Below are 15,647 nucleotides of genomic sequence, written 5' to 3' on the forward strand. Positions count from 1 at the left end.
ATTATGCTGCAAAAGGCACTTAATGGTGCGCAAAATGTATATTTAAACAATCTTCAATGGTTATTTATCCACCTCTATACGCGCCTTGTTTTGCCCCAAGCAAGTTGGCGTAATACTCGCAAAAATGTGGGCGAACGGCGGAATGGCCAGAAAAATCGCAGCCATAATGTTAAATTTCGTGCGCAAAATGTTACATTCTCTTGACCGGCACTTTCGTCAACACAGCATAACTTCGCAGTGAGCAAACCTTATCCGTGCCGCCCTTTAAAAAGCAAAATACGCCATAGGGAGTTTTGAAAATGGGCGTAACCCCATCCTTAAAAGATGGATTTTGCTGGGCATGTTGCAGATTTTTGGTGCATTGTTTCGTTTTTCTTGATTATAACAGCTACCTTTGTGCGGAGTTCATCTGCCTATGGCAAAGGGCTGTTTCTGCGCCAAACAATGGTGGCACCATCTGTTTGGCTTGCCAACAGCGGGCATTTAGGAGGGATGTGCCATGGTGGCTAGGTGGCGCAATGGCCAGTTTGGGCATCGGCAAATAAAGATGAAACGCTAATATGTGAAACCAATGGCAGGGAGCTTGTCACCTGTTTATTAACAAAACGGAAAAGTTATGGGAATGATTGCAAACTATCAGTACATCAATGATGAACAACTAAACTGCTTGAAGAACTGGGACAGCAAAGAGAAGGACGTGCTGGAAGAGGTGGAGGAAATGAACGAAGAAAGCGAAATGTTGCTGGATATAGACAAGATGTGGGACGTGCTGCATTTTGTGCTTACCGGTGTAAGCAGTTGCGACCCCATTGAGAACAATCCTTTAAGCGAGGCCGTGGTTGGTGTACGTCCGCTTGAAGGCCAAGACGGCTTTGTAGCCTATACGGAAAAGGAGCGGGTTGCGGAGATACTTGCGGCTTTGGAGGCTTTTGATATGGAGCAGGCTATGGCAACGTTCAGCATGGATGCTTGCAAAAAGGCTGAACTTTACCCCGACATTTGGGATTACGACGATGAAGAAGAGTTGGTGAAAGAAGAAATTAGCGATTACTTCCAAAACATGAAAGACTTTTATCGAGAAGTGTTGGAAGTGAATGGACATGTGATGGTTACGATTTATTGAATAAAGACTCGACTACTATGGAAAAGAAGATGATGGTTGGCGCAACTGAATTTACCTTCGACAAAAGTTGCGGTGAATATGTAGGAAAACTGCAAGTGTGGGGAAGAGAGACAGACGTTTATCTTGATACAGAACATGCAGAGGGGGATGAGGTTGACAAGATTGTTTCTGAAAAAATTAATTGGATAGCGCGCAACAAAGAAAAGATAGTGAAGGCGTTTATGGAGGAAAACGACTATTGTGTAGATGTTGTTAATGAGATGATAGCCTGTGGCGACTTTAAGGCTGATGGGCCAATATCGGCAGACGATTTAGTAAATGCGCTGTTTGTAAACAATGTTACTATCTGGGTTAAGGGCGCGGACACGGACTTTGCTCTGGATTTAGATGCTGAACCCGACTATTTGTTTGGACACTTGGCCTATATGGAGATTGATAGCCAGTATCATGTTGAGTGTGGCGGGCTTAATGGCTAACATGTTTCTTGTAAGTTTGTTATTACTCAAAACATAAATACGCAAATACAATGGACGATTTAAGAACGCTTTGGGCGAAGTATAGCGACCTCAATGTGGAGTCTAAGTTTGCAAGCATTTCCGAGGACCTATGGAAATTAGGTTCGATTGAAAAGATTAAAGACGAGGTAAGCCCCGAAACCTTTACTTTTCATGTTGCAGTAAATATGATAGGTAATTGGAAAGGCGATGGCTGGGATTTTATTTTTTATGAAGGAAGGGCATTACTTCCCTATATTCCTGATACGTTGAGTAAGTTAGGATTGGTGGAGATTAAAGATGCTTTTGAACAAACACTATCCGTATTCCCCGATTTTGCAAGCGATTGCAACGAGGAAGTTTATACGGATGTGATGAACTTCTTGATTAATCCACGATTTAAAGTTGCCGACGAAAGGCTGAACGCTATCCCTAAGGAGGAGCGGACGGCATTGAGCGGGGCATACCATAAGGGTGTACAAAGGTTAGACGACCTTTCTGAAAAGCTGTGGGGCTACGGAGCAGAAGAAGATGGTTGGAAAAACGTTTTGGATTATCTAAATTCATTCGTATTAGGTGGTTCTTCATCGCAACAAGTGTAAAATGGTGCGGAGTTGAAACGGCATAAGTGGAAAGGGATGAATTATTTCGCATTGGATGATTAAATTTTAAATGATGAAAATAAAGTATTTAGCCTTATTGTGTTTCTTCCTAGTATGCAATTTACTTCATGCTCAGAAAGATATTTACCATGTAGTTGGTGTACAAGAGATTAACTTAAAGTCGAAGTATTTTGATTTTGACCGCAAAATATGGGTGAGACTTCCGTCTGATTACAGCTTTACGGATGCACAAGATTATGATGTTACTTATATCTTCGATGCGCAAGTTACCCCTTTCTTTGAGTTGGCTAGTGCATATCCTGTATTCTTAAACGAAGGTTGGTTTTCGAAAGGAACTATTGTGGTTGGTATTTGTTCGCCACAAGACTCAGAATACAACCGTCGAGAGGACTTTTTGCCCGATGATAGTTTGACATGCAGTGCGTATAAAATCAGAAAAGGCTATGCTGACAAGCTGATGTGTTTCGTGAAAGACGAACTAATGCCATATATCCGTTCGCATTATCGCACAACGGAGAAAAATCTTGCTATCGGTCACTCGTTAGGTGCATCGTTCTTGTTGCAATGTCTGTTAAATTACGACATCTTTAATGACTATTTTCTGTTTTCGCCTAATCTTGCTTTTGGTAAAAACATGTTGGCGAATAAGTTTGTAAAGCATTCTTTCGATAGAACCGCTAGGCATTATCTCTTTTTTAGCGATGCAGCCGAAGAGAAAGTAAAGGGTTGGGAAGGTTGGCAGACACCAAGGGATGAGGTTTATAGGTATATTGACTCGAAGGCGTTACCCCGCAACATTGTGTGTAGGCACAAGTCGTACCCTGAATCAGAACATTTTGCAAGTTTTCCGTTGGCGTTGCAAGATGCTTACAAGGATTATTTCGCCTATCGTGAGGCGAAAGACGCCACGGCAGAAGGAGAAGTCTATGCAAAGCATATAGAGGTGATTGTTGATAATCCTAAGTACGAAGTGTATATTTGTGGAAACCAAGCATCGTTAGGCAATTGGGACGCCAAGAAGATTAAGATGACGCATGTAAATGATTCTGTTCGTGCGATTGATGTAAAAGTACAACTACCTGCCCAATTTAAGTTTACTCGTGGAAGTTGGGAAACAGAAGGGTTTCCTGCGAATGCGTTAGGTGGTATTAATCTTCGTGTGGACAACAAAAGCAAGAAAGCGTACGTCTACAAAATATCAGATTGGTCTGATAAATAAGAACGAGCATCGAATTTGGCCGATGATAAGGTTTACTTTGATGGGATGGTATCGCTACTTGCACAGACCTTTGGTTGAACCCCAAGCGGTCTAATTACCGATTTGGGATTAAAATTATGTGTAAAAATAAAAGATGCTTTTGAACAAACACTATCCGTATTCCCCGATTTTGCAAGCGATTGCAACGAGGAAGTTTATACGGATGTGGCGAACTTCTTGATTAATCCGCGATTTAAAGTGGCCGACGAAAGGCTGAACGCTATCTCGAAAGAAGAACGCAGGGCATTGAGCGAGGCATACCATAAGGGTGTACAAAGGTTAGACGATCTTTCTGAAAAGCTGTGGGGCTACAGAGCAGAAGAAGGTGGTTGGAAAAACGTTTTGCTCAATTTGCAATTAAGCGGGTTGGGAAAGGCCTTCTGATCGACATGGAAAACAAAGCGCATCAGTATCAGTGACAAAACAACAGAAAAAATAATCTAGCAAGTAACCAGGCATCTGTTGTATGAATATCAAAAGATTAAGTTTCTTGGAGAACCATACAAGCACATACTTTTGTAGAGTTTTGGAAAATAGGCTTAAAAAAAGAAGAGCTGATATTTGGTTGAAATAAATTAATTCTTTAGATTTGCAGTTGAGATGTCCTCCCCATCTTTTTACATTCATCTGTAACACTGTAATAGGGTTTACATCTTGAGACCTCACTCATCAAAGGCGGTACCGAATAAACAAATTATAAACAACTAACAATTTATACATGAAAAAAATTATTGCAACTGCGTTATTCGCAATGGTTTGTTTGGTATCTAATGCCAAAAGAGTAGACATTACTGTTCATACATCTTGTGGGATAAGCGTCCCAATACATGAAATAGGCGACACTGTAACTGCCCAAGACATTGCAAACTATGCACGAAAGCTCGATGAGATTTTCTGTGGGTAGCTATAGACCTCTTTATTAAAAACGCCGTTCCGCATCAACACATGCGGGACGGCATTCAATTATCATACTCAACATGCGTAAATCGATCGTAATCCTCATTTTGTCAATCATGTCTTTGGCCGCAATCTACGCAGAAGAGACACGTACTTTCGAGTCGGAAGTCAGCTATCTTGCAACGTGCATCAAAGACACTGTTACGAATAAGGTGCTGACAGACACGTTCAAATTGCGGTTTGATGGCAACAAGGCATTATTCTATAATGTGGAAACGTTTGCAGAAGACTCATTAAAGCATAATGACCTTACAGCATGGCAAAAGGCAATAGGCAGTGCTTTAACAAGAAAGCAACGGGCAGATAAGGCTAACAGCTCATATTATATATTGGCTGATCTCCAACAGAAAACATATATTTTCAAAGACAAAATTGGGACGAACAGTTTTTCTTATACGGATAGTTTGCCGGCATTTAACTGGCAACTTAAATCTGAATATAAAGACATTGCAGGGCACAGATGTGCGAAAGCTATTGGTAAATACATGGGACGGACGTATGAGGCATGGTATGCCACAGACATACCAACACCTGTTGGGCCATGGAAATTTTACGGTTTGCCCGGCTTGGTGCTGTCTGTTTACGATGTCCAACATCAATATAGCTTTACTTTTATCAATATGCAACCATGCCACGGAGAGATTACTCTTTTCCCCAGCAAATCTTTTAAGACAACAAAAGAGAAGTTTCTTAAAGAGTATGCCATATATCAAAATGACCCAATAGCATATTACAATGACCGCGCAATGATAAAAATAAACTTCGGTAAAGCCGGCAACGACTTTGAACAAGAAATAAAAAACGACAATAGACATCGGCTCATGGAAATTTTAAAATAGCACATCGATGAAATCAACACTAACTATAATACTGTGTCTGGCATGTCTCCTACAAAGTAGGGCTGCCGACAACAAAGCCAATTTAGAGTGCATATACCGTCTGACCTATCAGGTTGATACCCTTACAAAACGTAGTGTCAATGCCATGATGGTGCTTAGACGCAATGAAAACTGTTCTCTTTTCTATTCGCAAGCAAACTTCGAAAAAGACTCTTTACAGCGTGATGCAAATGGAATTGAAGAGCAAAAGGCAATTAACGACACCATTAAAGCTAGGTATGGTAAGGTAACGGTATCTTATTACGTACTAAAAGATTTTGAAAAGAAACAACTTGACTTTATGGGAACCCTCCTAAACAGCAACAAATATACAGAACCCTTACCTGTTTTTAATTGGCAAATTTTGGAAGACAAAAAGACGATAGGCGAACACCAATGCCAAAAGGCGACATGCACATTTGGCGGAAGAGCCTATGAGGCGTGGTTTGCACCAGACATCCCCATAAACGACGGACCGTGGAAGTTTTACGGCTTGCCAGGACTGATACTTGAAGTGTACGACAAACAGCACCATTACGAATTTCAATTTTTGGGCATGCGCCCTTGTGCAGGAAAGATTGAAATACCCGTTGCAGACTATACCAAAACCACAAAGAAAGAATATCTGCGGATAAAACAAATGTCTATCGACGACCCCGAAACAGCCTTGCAACTGTGGGAAGCAAAACTTGGAATTAAAACAACACGCCCCCGTGCTCCAAAATTGCGTTCGTATGCAACGATGGAACGTGTCGAATCCGTGTCGAAGTGACAAGTCTGGCGGTCGTCCATCAGCCTTTCACACTGTCGAACTGTAGGAGGGTATCGGCTTTTCCCCATAAAAAAGATGCAGGTACAACATGAAGACCTTGTATTGTCTGCTAGTATTAGCCGCCATTTCGGCCTTGCCAGTCTACGCACAAGAACATGTTGTGCGCGGATTGGTGGTGGAAATGGGTAGCGGAACACCTGTTAGGGGAGCCGTTGTGACCATTCGCAATGCCAAAGACATTATTATCTATAACACGCAAACATCGGCTAAGGGCGAGTTTAGCCTAACCATGAAACACGAAAACAGGGCCGAAACAAGGCTGGTGGTGAGCAGCATGGCACATAAAACGGCACAATGTGCCCTTACCGATCAAACTTTTTATCGCATAGAACTGGACCCGAAAGCCTTTGAGATAAAGGACGTGTATGTGAAACCCGACAAGATAACCCATCGTAACGACACAACGAGCTATTTGGTATCAGCCTTCGCCACACAGAAAGACCGCACCATCGGCGACGTTCTGCGAAAGTTGCCGGGCATCGATGTGAGCAAAGAGGGAACGGTTTCGTACAACGGAAAGGCGATAGACCAGTTTCTTATCGAGGGCGTTGACCTCTTCGACGGACAATATAACATCGCCACACGTAACATTTCGCATGATGTTATTTCGCGGGTGGACGTTGTGGAGAACTTCCAATCGAAGAAAACGCTACGGAAAAGCAAAGCTGAGGGTGGCATCGCACTTAACCTTGCCTTGAAAGATAAGGCAAAAGGGCGATGGAGCGGCAATGCAAGAGCTGCGACTGGACTACCAAAACTGTGGGAGGGTGAGATCTTCGGCGCACGCCTCTCGGCTGTTAACCAAACTTCTTTAACGGGCAAGAGCAACAACACAGGCAAAGATATCATGAGCGAAAACAAGGTGCTGACGCTTGACGAGCTGTTAAGAAAGGTGTCGACCAATGCCCCCAACCCCTTTATTAGTTCCTCGCTAGACAGGCCTGGTTCACTAGACGAAAGCCGAACACGTTTTGGACGCACCCACATCGCCAACGTGGGAAACGTTCAAAAGATGTCGCAGACGGCCATTATGCGCACAAAGCTGTACTACTCTGACGACCGCAACACCAGCGAAAGGATACAAGGTCTATCGTATTTTCTGGCCGACACAACCTTGACGCGCACCACAACGGAACACGGCATCCTTAACAACAGGGAACTATCGGCTGCCATCTTGTTTAAAAACGACAAGGAACGGAGCTACTTTTCGAACGAAATTAAATACGCCTCTACATGGGAACGCAATCGCGCCATTACACATGGCGACGATAATAACCAGTGGGAAACGCGGTCGGACATGTATTCCATCGAGAACAACCTACAATGGATACGTGCCATTGGCAGACATCACGTTAAGCTAACATCCGTCAACCTGTACCGTTTTATGCCCGAACAGCTAGCGGTTATGAACGACAGCACCCTACAACAAGATGTGAAGCGGCGCCAGTTCTTATCGTCTACGCAGTTAAACCTTGTCTTCAACACGCGCCAATGGGCGTTAGAGCTGAACACGGAAGGGCGTATACAGAGCATGAACATGGAAAGCAACTATCGGACAACGCCACTTGACACGGGCTTTTACGAAAACGCCGACATCAATTACGTGGCCTTCATTGTCCAGCCCACCATCACTTATAAGCACAGAGGGATTCGCGGAACACTGCAAATGCCGCTAAACACCTATCGTTATTTTGGCACGTCTGTGGCAAACAAGCTGTTTTTCTCGCCCAACCTAAACATTAACTGGGAGATTAACTCTCACTGGACCATTGGGGCAAAGCTGTCGTTGAACAGGCAAGAACCCGCAGTTAACGATAGTCACACGGTGCCTATACTGGTAGATTACCGCACGTTTGAGATGTCGCCCATCAACTTCTATGGGTCACGAAGTTGGAACGAGATGGCGTTTGTCTCGTACACAGACTACGCCCACGGTCTTTTCGTACGCGCCAGTATGGGGTATGACACACGTTACAACACTCTTGCGTGCACCAAAAGCGTAGATAGGCGCGGTATGGCGTACTATTCTACGGTTGAAAACGACAACCACGCGCACGGAATAACGGCACTCGTCACTGTAAGCCAACGTTTGGAATGGATTAAAGGCACATTCAACGCGCGGTGCCTGTTATCCCAAAATGCCAGCAGCATGTATCAAAATGGCATCAATACCGAGTTTAACACGGGCTCGTTACAAACGTCGGTCAGCCTCAACAGCAACGTTTGGGCATGGCTAGACCTAGCTTATCGGGCGCAGTACAACATTCATGCGCTTGAATTTAGCGCAATGAAGAGTCGCACCAAGTTGCTGACGCAGGAATTGGAACTAACATGGATGCCGACAAATGCCTTAAACTTCTCACTCTCGGCCGAACACTACGCCAACTATTTTAATGACAACACACGCAAATATACGTTTTTTGCCGACTTCAATTGTCTGTATAAGTATCGCAAAACCGATTTTACGCTGCACTTGAACAACATCCTAAACCAGCGTTTTTACAATAATGCGACATATAACAACCTGAGCAGCACCTACAATCAGTATGGGCTACGCGGCCGAACACTAATTGTTGGGGTGAAAATGTTTTTCTAGTTCATGAGAATTTGTTGCTGTTCGCTAAAAGTTTAGAAACAGCAAATTTGGTGTTCGGATTGTCGATGAAAGGGAAACTAGTTTCATCTCATCAAAATCAGGTTCCTTCCTGTTCTTCACAAGAGTGTTTTTAGCGGACAGCCAATATATAACGGCGAATGGAAGCGATGAAACCAACAGAAGAACTTACGAGCTAAGGTATTCAAAAACTTGAAGGATGTATTTTTACAACATTTCGTGTTTTTATTTCTCTCATTTTAGCGGACAGCCGATGAATGACAGGCTGAAAGGGTACATGCTTTTCGAAAAAAGAAATCCGCAACGCCTATTGATGGGCATTGCGGATAGGGAAATGGTGCCTACTTGGAGTTTAGCAGACAGCTATATGCTCAACAATCAAACAAGATTTGTACAGGTTCTAACGACCTATTTGGGTTAAATGTTGATGTGGATCGTTTTGCTAATAGCTTGATGTGGCATTTGATGGGTCTGAGGCTTAATAGCCCCTCGCAAAACTCATGGATTCACAGGCTCATGAACTCACAGACTCATAAGCTCACAAACTGATGAACGCACAAACTCACCCCCTACTTACTGCACCACCACTTTCTTTCCATTACGAATGTAAATGCCTTTTTGAGGCTTGGAATTGAACTTGATGCCTTGCAGGTTATACCACGTGTTGTTTTCGTTATCCACATCGTTGTCCACTTTTTCTATACCCGTAGTCTCTTCTCCCTCGAAGAGAAGTTTGAGATTTGCGCCAAGCAGCTTGTCGGACAAATGCAAGAAGGCATGGAAGGGCGTAAGTTTAGCATCATCTGTTGCTTGCACAAACGTGGCGTTACCCTTGTTGCCCTCTGCATTAAGGGTGTAAGCAGCCCCGTTTAGCTGTTGCGCAGCGGCTAATGTCTTAACGAAATCGGCCTTGTATACGCCAAACAACCCGTCTTTCGTGGATGTATTTGTATTGTTTTGTGGGTTTACCACCACATTTTCTGCCCATATCTCCGTGCCGTCAGAGGCATATATATAAGGAGTGTTGGCCTGCAACTCGTCTTTTTTGGCAAACTTCAGGGTGGTGTTGGTGCCCGATTGCTTGTCCATAATACCATCGAAGGCGAAGGCCTTTCCGCGCGGTTTGGCGGCAAAAGGCAAAACAAGCGTCTCTTTCTTTTTGTTCTTAAAAGACGAGCGGAAGAACGTTGCGCGCTTGGCCTCAAAGCTATAAGGAAGCCGATAGGCGAGGTTTCCTTGCAGAGCCAATGCGTTGAAGTTGTGGTCTAGCAGCATCTTGTAAAGGCTTGTGTGGCGTTTTCCGTCCTTATTTGTCAGCACGGTGTTGGCGGCGCGATGTTCTTGTGCCTGTGTTTTGGGCGCATACACGATGGTAAATTCGGGAAGTCCGCTTAAAAGCGCATCGCTTTCGGCTTTGCTTAGCGGTTTCATAGCCAGCAAGTCGAGCGAAACCAAAGCCTTGCATTGTGCAAAGGCGTTTGTCGATTGAGCGGGTTCGATGCTAGCAGGCAAGGCAATGTGGTGTAGCTTAACAATGTTGTTGCCGGTAAAGAAGTTGGCATCTATGCCGTTGATGCGGTATTCGGGATTCCATTTGCCTGCGAACGTGGGGTTGTGCGCAGCCGTTTTCATGTCTTTAAACTCGCTTGACCAATCCTTCTTGTCGTTCCTCTTGTAGGCTGAGGCCGTGAATATGCCCGGATATTGGCCAACTTGCACTATCCGATAGGTGATGTTATCGGCAACGAACTCGCCTTGGGGCACCATTGCGCTGATGGGGAGCAGCCCGTTGCAGAAACTCTTTTGGACATAGTTTTGCGATTTGCTGACATACCAATGGCTGGCAACGTTCACGCCCTTGTTGTGTACCGATGGGATGGTGTTGCCGTCGAACATGTAGAAGTCGCACGAGCCTGCTCCGCGAAAAGCGTCTTCTTCAATGCTTTTCAGCGTAGGGGGCAGTATCGCCATTTGCAGCTTGCAGCCATCGAACGCAGCTACGGGGATGGCGGCTACCTTTATCGGAAGTATCACCTTGTTGTCTGCGAATTGGTTTCCGGCGAAAGCCTCTTGTCCAATCAAGGCCAGATTTTTAGGCAACTGAGCATGCCTAAGCTGGCTGCAACCCGCGAATGCACCTCTGCCAATGGCGGTTAGCGATGCGGGATAGCCGATGGTTTGCAGGGCATTGCAACCCGAAAAAGCATTCTCGCCAATCTCTTTGATACCCTCTTCTAGGGTCACCGCAGTTAGTTTGCTGCAAAGGCTAAATGCAAAGTTAGCCACTTTCGCCACCTTATATCTGCGCTTGTCGGCAGGGTTTACGATGTTGGCAGGTACAACGAGCTTGCCTTCCGAATACTGACTGATGGCGGCATTCTTGCCATTGCCAACTTCTACAACGTCTGTGCCCGTTACGTTAAACCACATCGGCACGTCTTTTCCGTTAAGTTTAGCCGTTCCCTTAATGAGCGTTTCCTTGCTTAACACTTCGGCAGAAAGCTGCGTACAGATGGCAAGCAGCAGTAATATGATATATTTTCTCATGTCTTTTTTCTGTGTTGATGATTGTCAATGATGTGTGTGCTAATTGCCATTAGGGGTTAAATTGGTTCCACGTTTCTTCTCCTCCTACAATGGCATCGATGCCCTTTACTTCATAACACTTCCCGATGATAGAGAAGTAGAAGGCCTTGCCCGTGTCGCCGTGGTTGCCTTTGTTAAGGTAGGTGTACTTAATGATGTTGGGGTTAGCGTCGGTTCTCATGTTGTTGTAGGCACTTTCGGCGTTGGCGATGGGTACGACCTCGTCTGTTCGCGAGTGCAGCAGGTAGATGGGATACTTGGGTTTCCATCCCTCGGTCAGGTTGTTTTCGGCCAGAGCGGCGTAAAGGTCTTCGTACTTAGGGTTCTTCTCTGTGGGTTCGCCTTTCATCTTTTTCGCCATAAACGCGAAAGCTTCTGGTTTTAATATCTCAGATGCTTTGAGGTAGTCTCCCCGCTCGTCTCTCTTGAAGTTAAACGTTTTCCTCAATTGCATGTGTATGTCGCCAAGTGTTTTCTCCTTTTGGGCAATCCAATCGAGAATGCCCGTGTCAAGAAATCGTTTGTTGAAATAGTCGCTTGCCTTGTGTCGGCGCATGTAAGGGCTATAGTCTAGCATGCCCTTAATGATAAGTGGCAAGGCAACAGGCATGTACACCTTGTCTTCGGCGAGGTAAGTTCGCAGGGTGGCAATGGGGTTATATGGCCCGTCGCCGCACACCGAGCCGCCCAGATGCAGGTCGGCATCTAGGAAATTGGTCTCTATGAATCTTTGGCAAGCCATTGCCACGGCTCCGCCTTGAGAGTATCCCACGCAGATTGTTTTCCAATTATCCCTTATCTTGGCTCGGTCTTTCTTGCAGGTTTTGTACAGTTCGATGCCGTAGCGCAGTGCGTCCACGCTCTGTCGGGCGGTAACGTCTTCCACAAGATAGGGGTGAGCTTCGTTACGTGTTAGTCCGTACCCCTGATAGTCGGGCAGTATGACAAGGCAGGTGTATGCCCGCTCAAAGGGTTTGAATCTGGCGTGCATCGTGAGCATGCCCACTTCGCTGAACATGGTGTTCCCTCTCACATATTCCGAGGGCGTACTGGCATTGTCTGTGATGGTTGAGTGGCATCCCAAAATAATGTTGTTGATGATTACTCTCTCTGCCTTGGGCATTGCCGCAAGGGCAGATAGGGTTATGGGTTGGCCTTTGGCGTTGATGGTGGGGTAGGTGTAGCGATAAAATTCGTATCCGAAAACGCTGTTGCCATGATCCTTGTTGTCGTCGTCGAAACCGTTGCCGCGTGTTGCCTCGTCTTTGGGCAGTTCAACAACTTTAACGCCTTGTTCGATAATCTTTGCATCGGCGGCATTTACGCCTGTGCGGATGGTGGAAAAGTTGCTTTGTGCGGCAACCGACAAGCTAAAAAGGAGCGTCACCGCTAAGCAGAGCCGCCTGAAATGTTTGTTTACGTAAATACTGTTCGTCATACTTGGGTAAATTGATTATGTTTGTACCAATTAATTGTGAAAATCCAAAACAATTATCTTTAACGAGTTTAATGAAAGCATAGCCCCAACTTAGATGCCATCCTGCTCACGAAGTTCTTCAATCGGCAATGTGTATTATCCTTTTACAAAGTTCCGAAAAAATATCGAGAGCGGCAAGACTGTTAACGATGTTTTACAGAACATCGAACTAGTTAAATGTTGCTGGGATCGGCGTTGTGGCTTACCAGCTGAATCGTTGTCCGCTTTTCGTTGTGGGCTTTAACATTGTGAATGTCTTTACTATCCGACAACCATCCGCTAGTCCGTAAATAATCCATATTCGCAAGAGCTTGTTTTACAGTAAGATGGTTAACCGCGTTAATGCTTTCTTTCCATATTGGCATAGCGGAGCATATAGAAGAAAAGCATCACTGTGGAGCCAAGCAGGGCTAAGGCCATGTCTTTTTGAGCATCCCACATGTCGCCTTGCTGACCGTTATAACAGTCTGCTGCATCTGCCGACATAACAATAGTAAGCAGCCATTCGAACAGTTCGTACATCATGCTGCCTGTTTGTATCATCAGCCATACCATAAAAACAGCGATGAGCGGTTGCTGTTTAAACCATTTCTTACAGAGATAGACCAAGTAAGGGAACAGCAATATGCCGAAAGAAAAATGAACCAAGCGGTCGTAGTGGTTACGAGAGTCCTGAAAGAAACCGGTATCAACCATCCCCAACGAAACAGCTAATTCTTTATACGGCACGTACGAATAGATATAGCGTGCGCCAATAACGTGCAGGATGGTAAAACACGCAAGACCAACAAACGCCGACATGGGCATTGCTTTCTTAAACACATCGGTGATTAGCGGAATGAACAACAAGGCCGTTCCAATGTGTTGAAGCAATTGCTCGTGGGGATAAATGGGGCTAACGCATGTTATCATCGTAACAATTGCCACAAGCAGAATCAGTGCAAGTTTTGTTTTGTCTATTATCACGTTTCTGTGATTTACCTTCTGTGCTGTCTTTCTCACGTTAGTTGGGGTAATAGAAGTTTCGTTTTACATAAATGTCACCATTGGGCTTGACAAGCGAATAAGACGTTATTCTTTTGTCTTTATCGAATTCCGTCTTAACATCATACGCTGCAATGGTTTCACCATCTTCTGCCTTTGTCGTCATCTTCTTCACAGGCAAAGTAGGCAACTTTCCCATATAGCCTGTTAGCAGATATGCGTTTGACGAGGGTTGCATGAAAAGGAAACAAGCTGCTCCGTCAAGCAATGCTGGCAGACCTGATTGCGGGATGGTTTGAGTATTGTCGTATTCTATATGAGTGCGGAATGTTCTGCTGTAATATCCTCCTTCTGTGATAATGTCGGTAAGTAGATTGCCAACCCATTTAAATTTATATTGGTATGTGTCCGTGGCGTAGGTTATGGCTTTAACAAGCCTGTGCTTATCGTCGTACGTAAACAGGTAGCGGTCTAAAACGCCTATACGATTCTCTCTAACGAGGTTTCCACTAATCACTCTATATGCATGTGTTGTGTCCGTTTTCCCCTTATGGTGTTGCAAATGGCTTATCGTTTGTAGTGAGTCTGTGCCTTTTCTCTCCACAAAGAGCGGTTGACGGTTTACCATTATCGGCTCGCCCGCTTTGTTAACGAAATAACTGCTTGTGTCTTTCCACGCCGCTAACGTGTCATTGTATTGGCAATACGACACCATTGTAACCAAACGATGCAGCTCTTGTCCTTTATACATGGCTTTATCTTTCGGTTGTTTACAGCTAACGATGAGACAGATGCTCAGCAATAAATATATTTCTCGCGTCATATAATAGGTGATGTTGTTGGGTTTGGATGAGTGCAGGTGGAAAGCCTATCACCAAGTCACTTTCGCTTTTGCAGTTTGGCCTTCTTTAAAGTATTCGTCAAGATTGGCGTGCGACAGGGTCTTTTCGTCTAGAAAAGAAATGAATGTCCTGCCAGAGCTAGTAATGCCCGTAACAATTTTCATGTTGCCTTGTTTCCATTCTGCTCGTGAGAGAATGGCTCCTATATCGCATGTCAAGTACCACCATTCGCCAAATGTGCGTACGTATTCGTCTTCTTTCAGTGGCGGCAAGAGGTTAAGCTTGGTTTCTTTCGTTGGTGCTCCGTATTTTTTGGAAAGGTAAGCAGTCAAATCACACCCCGCTCATGTACGAAGTTCCTGGACAAAAATACGATAAAAACCTGAAATGCTGCCCCATTTGTCTGTGGAAAAACATGGTTATATTTCAGAAGGCAACCTGGCGGAAGTTGTTCCATACACTCTCTACAAGTTGAAAACCCGGCTGTAAATGGCAGATTACTTCTGCGTTTGCATGATGCAGTATGTGAGTGGCATGCCCTGCAACCGCTCGCGCTCATGGCTTACGCGAAAAAGATATACAGAAGAGTGTGTGAGTAGCATGCCCTGCAACCGCTCGCGCTGGAGGTCGCAAGCTTATATATTTTCGGTGCCGTTGGTCACTCGTGCGTGTTTACGACATACTTTTTTTGTCTAGTTTTAATAATAAATTTAACATTGTGAGTGCCCTTTTTGTCCACCAACCGCTCACCTTGCCGCAAAAAATCGAGATTCTCGCGAAGGTTTGTTTTGGAAAAAGGGGTTGGCCTATGAATGCAGTAAAATGAATTTTTATTTAATGAGACCGCCATTTGCACCAGATTTTGGGCTGTTTGCCGCTAAATACACTGCGTTTTGCTGCTAAACACACTGCGTTTTGATGCAAAATGCACTGCGATTTGGTGCAAAATGCACTGCGTTTTGATGCTAAACGCAAGGTA

Annotated in this window: 16 protein-coding genes; 10 read left to right on the plus strand and 6 right to left on the minus strand. The window is 44.7% G+C overall.

Annotated features, from left to right (window positions below):
• The 10 genes from HMPREF2955_RS16605 to HMPREF2955_RS15865 form a co-directional block, all read left to right on the plus strand.
• Positions 1-204 (plus strand): hypothetical protein (locus tag HMPREF2955_RS16605; RefSeq protein WP_210401303.1); only part of this gene is annotated, 204 nt, incomplete at its 5' end.
• Positions 205-616: 412 nt separating this feature from the next.
• Positions 617-1,123 (plus strand): YfbM family protein, encoded by a 507-nt coding sequence (locus tag HMPREF2955_RS09775; RefSeq protein ID WP_070723054.1) that lies wholly within the window; start codon positions 617-619, stop codon positions 1,121-1,123.
• Positions 1,124-1,140: 17 nt separating this feature from the next.
• On the plus strand, positions 1,141-1,599 hold the full coding sequence (locus HMPREF2955_RS09780; RefSeq protein ID WP_070723056.1) for a DUF2262 domain-containing protein: 459 nt from the start codon (positions 1,141-1,143) through the stop codon (positions 1,597-1,599).
• 50 nt (positions 1,600-1,649) lie between these two features.
• Complete coding sequence (locus tag HMPREF2955_RS09785; RefSeq protein WP_070723059.1) at positions 1,650-2,219, plus strand: hypothetical protein; 570 nt, start codon at positions 1,650-1,652, stop codon at positions 2,217-2,219.
• Positions 2,220-2,289: 70 nt separating this feature from the next.
• On the plus strand, positions 2,290-3,459 hold the full coding sequence (locus tag HMPREF2955_RS09790) for an alpha/beta hydrolase-fold protein (protein WP_070723062.1): 1,170 nt from the start codon (positions 2,290-2,292) through the stop codon (positions 3,457-3,459).
• A gap of 102 nt (positions 3,460-3,561) precedes the next feature.
• Positions 3,562-3,882, plus strand: coding sequence for a hypothetical protein (locus HMPREF2955_RS09795; protein ID WP_210401304.1), 321 nt, complete (start codon positions 3,562-3,564; stop codon positions 3,880-3,882).
• A 593-nt stretch (positions 3,883-4,475) separates the two neighbouring features.
• On the plus strand, positions 4,476-5,294 hold the full coding sequence (locus HMPREF2955_RS09800; protein WP_083317691.1) for a GLPGLI family protein: 819 nt from the start codon (positions 4,476-4,478) through the stop codon (positions 5,292-5,294).
• A 7-nt stretch (positions 5,295-5,301) separates the two neighbouring features.
• The gene (locus HMPREF2955_RS09805; protein WP_070723071.1) at positions 5,302-6,105 is read left to right on the plus strand and encodes a GLPGLI family protein; all 804 of its coding nucleotides are present in this window, start codon (positions 5,302-5,304) and stop codon (positions 6,103-6,105) included.
• Positions 6,106-6,193: 88 nt separating this feature from the next.
• A complete protein-coding gene (locus HMPREF2955_RS09810; protein WP_070723074.1) occupies positions 6,194-8,761 on the plus strand; it encodes a carboxypeptidase-like regulatory domain-containing protein in 2,568 nt (855 codons plus the stop codon).
• 217 nt (positions 8,762-8,978) lie between these two features.
• Positions 8,979-9,200, plus strand: a complete 222-nt coding sequence (locus HMPREF2955_RS15865; RefSeq protein WP_009231132.1) for a hypothetical protein — start codon at positions 8,979-8,981, stop codon at positions 9,198-9,200.
• A 152-nt stretch (positions 9,201-9,352) separates the two neighbouring features.
• Here the strand turns inward: HMPREF2955_RS15865 and HMPREF2955_RS09815 are convergent, their stop codons facing one another.
• The 6 genes from HMPREF2955_RS09815 to HMPREF2955_RS09835 all read right to left on the minus strand — a co-directional run bounded on the left by HMPREF2955_RS09815 (position 9,353) and on the right by HMPREF2955_RS09835 (position 15,000).
• On the minus strand, positions 9,353-11,326 hold the full coding sequence (locus HMPREF2955_RS09815) for a leucine-rich repeat domain-containing protein (protein ID WP_070723078.1): 1,974 nt from the start codon (positions 11,324-11,326) through the stop codon (positions 9,353-9,355).
• A gap of 49 nt (positions 11,327-11,375) precedes the next feature.
• Complete coding sequence (locus HMPREF2955_RS09820) at positions 11,376-12,803, minus strand: alpha/beta hydrolase family protein (RefSeq protein ID WP_070723081.1); 1,428 nt, start codon at positions 12,801-12,803, stop codon at positions 11,376-11,378.
• A gap of 212 nt (positions 12,804-13,015) precedes the next feature.
• The gene (locus HMPREF2955_RS17060) at positions 13,016-13,141 is read right to left on the minus strand and encodes a hypothetical protein (RefSeq protein ID WP_256374696.1); all 126 of its coding nucleotides are present in this window, start codon (positions 13,139-13,141) and stop codon (positions 13,016-13,018) included.
• Positions 13,142-13,181: 40 nt separating this feature from the next.
• Complete coding sequence (locus tag HMPREF2955_RS09825; protein ID WP_246830120.1) at positions 13,182-13,754, minus strand: DUF2238 domain-containing protein; 573 nt, start codon at positions 13,752-13,754, stop codon at positions 13,182-13,184.
• 91 nt (positions 13,755-13,845) lie between these two features.
• Entirely contained in the window at positions 13,846-14,649 is an 804-nt protein-coding gene (locus tag HMPREF2955_RS09830; RefSeq protein ID WP_139145536.1) for a hypothetical protein, read from the minus strand.
• Between the two features lie 48 nt (positions 14,650-14,697).
• Positions 14,698-15,000, minus strand: coding sequence for an RNA-binding protein (locus tag HMPREF2955_RS09835; RefSeq protein WP_070723088.1), 303 nt, complete (start codon positions 14,998-15,000; stop codon positions 14,698-14,700).
• Positions 15,001-15,647 lie beyond the last annotated feature (647 nt).

Origin of the sequence: Prevotella sp. HMSC073D09 (genome assembly GCF_001814145.1) — a bacterium.
In the GTDB taxonomy this organism is placed as follows: Bacteria; Bacteroidota; Bacteroidia; order Bacteroidales; family Bacteroidaceae; genus Prevotella; species Prevotella conceptionensis.

Bases quoted from the DNA above. Each gene is read 5' to 3' on its own strand.
- HMPREF2955_RS09775 (WP_070723054.1), top strand. From the start codon at position 617: ATGGGAATGATTGCAAACTATCAGTACATCAATGATGAACAACTAAAC.
- HMPREF2955_RS09780 (WP_070723056.1), top strand. From the start codon at position 1,141: ATGGAAAAGAAGATGATGGTTGGCGCAACTGAATTTACCTTCGACAAA.
- HMPREF2955_RS09785 (WP_070723059.1), top strand. From the start codon at position 1,650: ATGGACGATTTAAGAACGCTTTGGGCGAAGTATAGCGACCTCAATGTG.
- HMPREF2955_RS09790 (WP_070723062.1), top strand. From the start codon at position 2,290: ATGATGAAAATAAAGTATTTAGCCTTATTGTGTTTCTTCCTAGTATGC.
- HMPREF2955_RS09800 (WP_083317691.1), top strand. From the start codon at position 4,476: ATGCGTAAATCGATCGTAATCCTCATTTTGTCAATCATGTCTTTGGCC.
- HMPREF2955_RS09805 (WP_070723071.1), top strand. From the start codon at position 5,302: ATGAAATCAACACTAACTATAATACTGTGTCTGGCATGTCTCCTACAA.
- HMPREF2955_RS09810 (WP_070723074.1), top strand. From the start codon at position 6,194: ATGAAGACCTTGTATTGTCTGCTAGTATTAGCCGCCATTTCGGCCTTG.
- HMPREF2955_RS15865 (WP_009231132.1), top strand. From the start codon at position 8,979: ATGTATTTTTACAACATTTCGTGTTTTTATTTCTCTCATTTTAGCGGA.
- HMPREF2955_RS09815 (WP_070723078.1), bottom strand. From the start codon at position 11,326: ATGAGAAAATATATCATATTACTGCTGCTTGCCATCTGTACGCAGCTT.
- HMPREF2955_RS09820 (WP_070723081.1), bottom strand. From the start codon at position 12,803: ATGACGAACAGTATTTACGTAAACAAACATTTCAGGCGGCTCTGCTTA.
- HMPREF2955_RS17060 (WP_256374696.1), bottom strand. From the start codon at position 13,141: ATGGATTATTTACGGACTAGCGGATGGTTGTCGGATAGTAAAGACATT.
- HMPREF2955_RS09825 (WP_246830120.1), bottom strand. From the start codon at position 13,754: ATGATAACATGCGTTAGCCCCATTTATCCCCACGAGCAATTGCTTCAA.
- HMPREF2955_RS09830 (WP_139145536.1), bottom strand. From the start codon at position 14,649: ATGACGCGAGAAATATATTTATTGCTGAGCATCTGTCTCATCGTTAGC.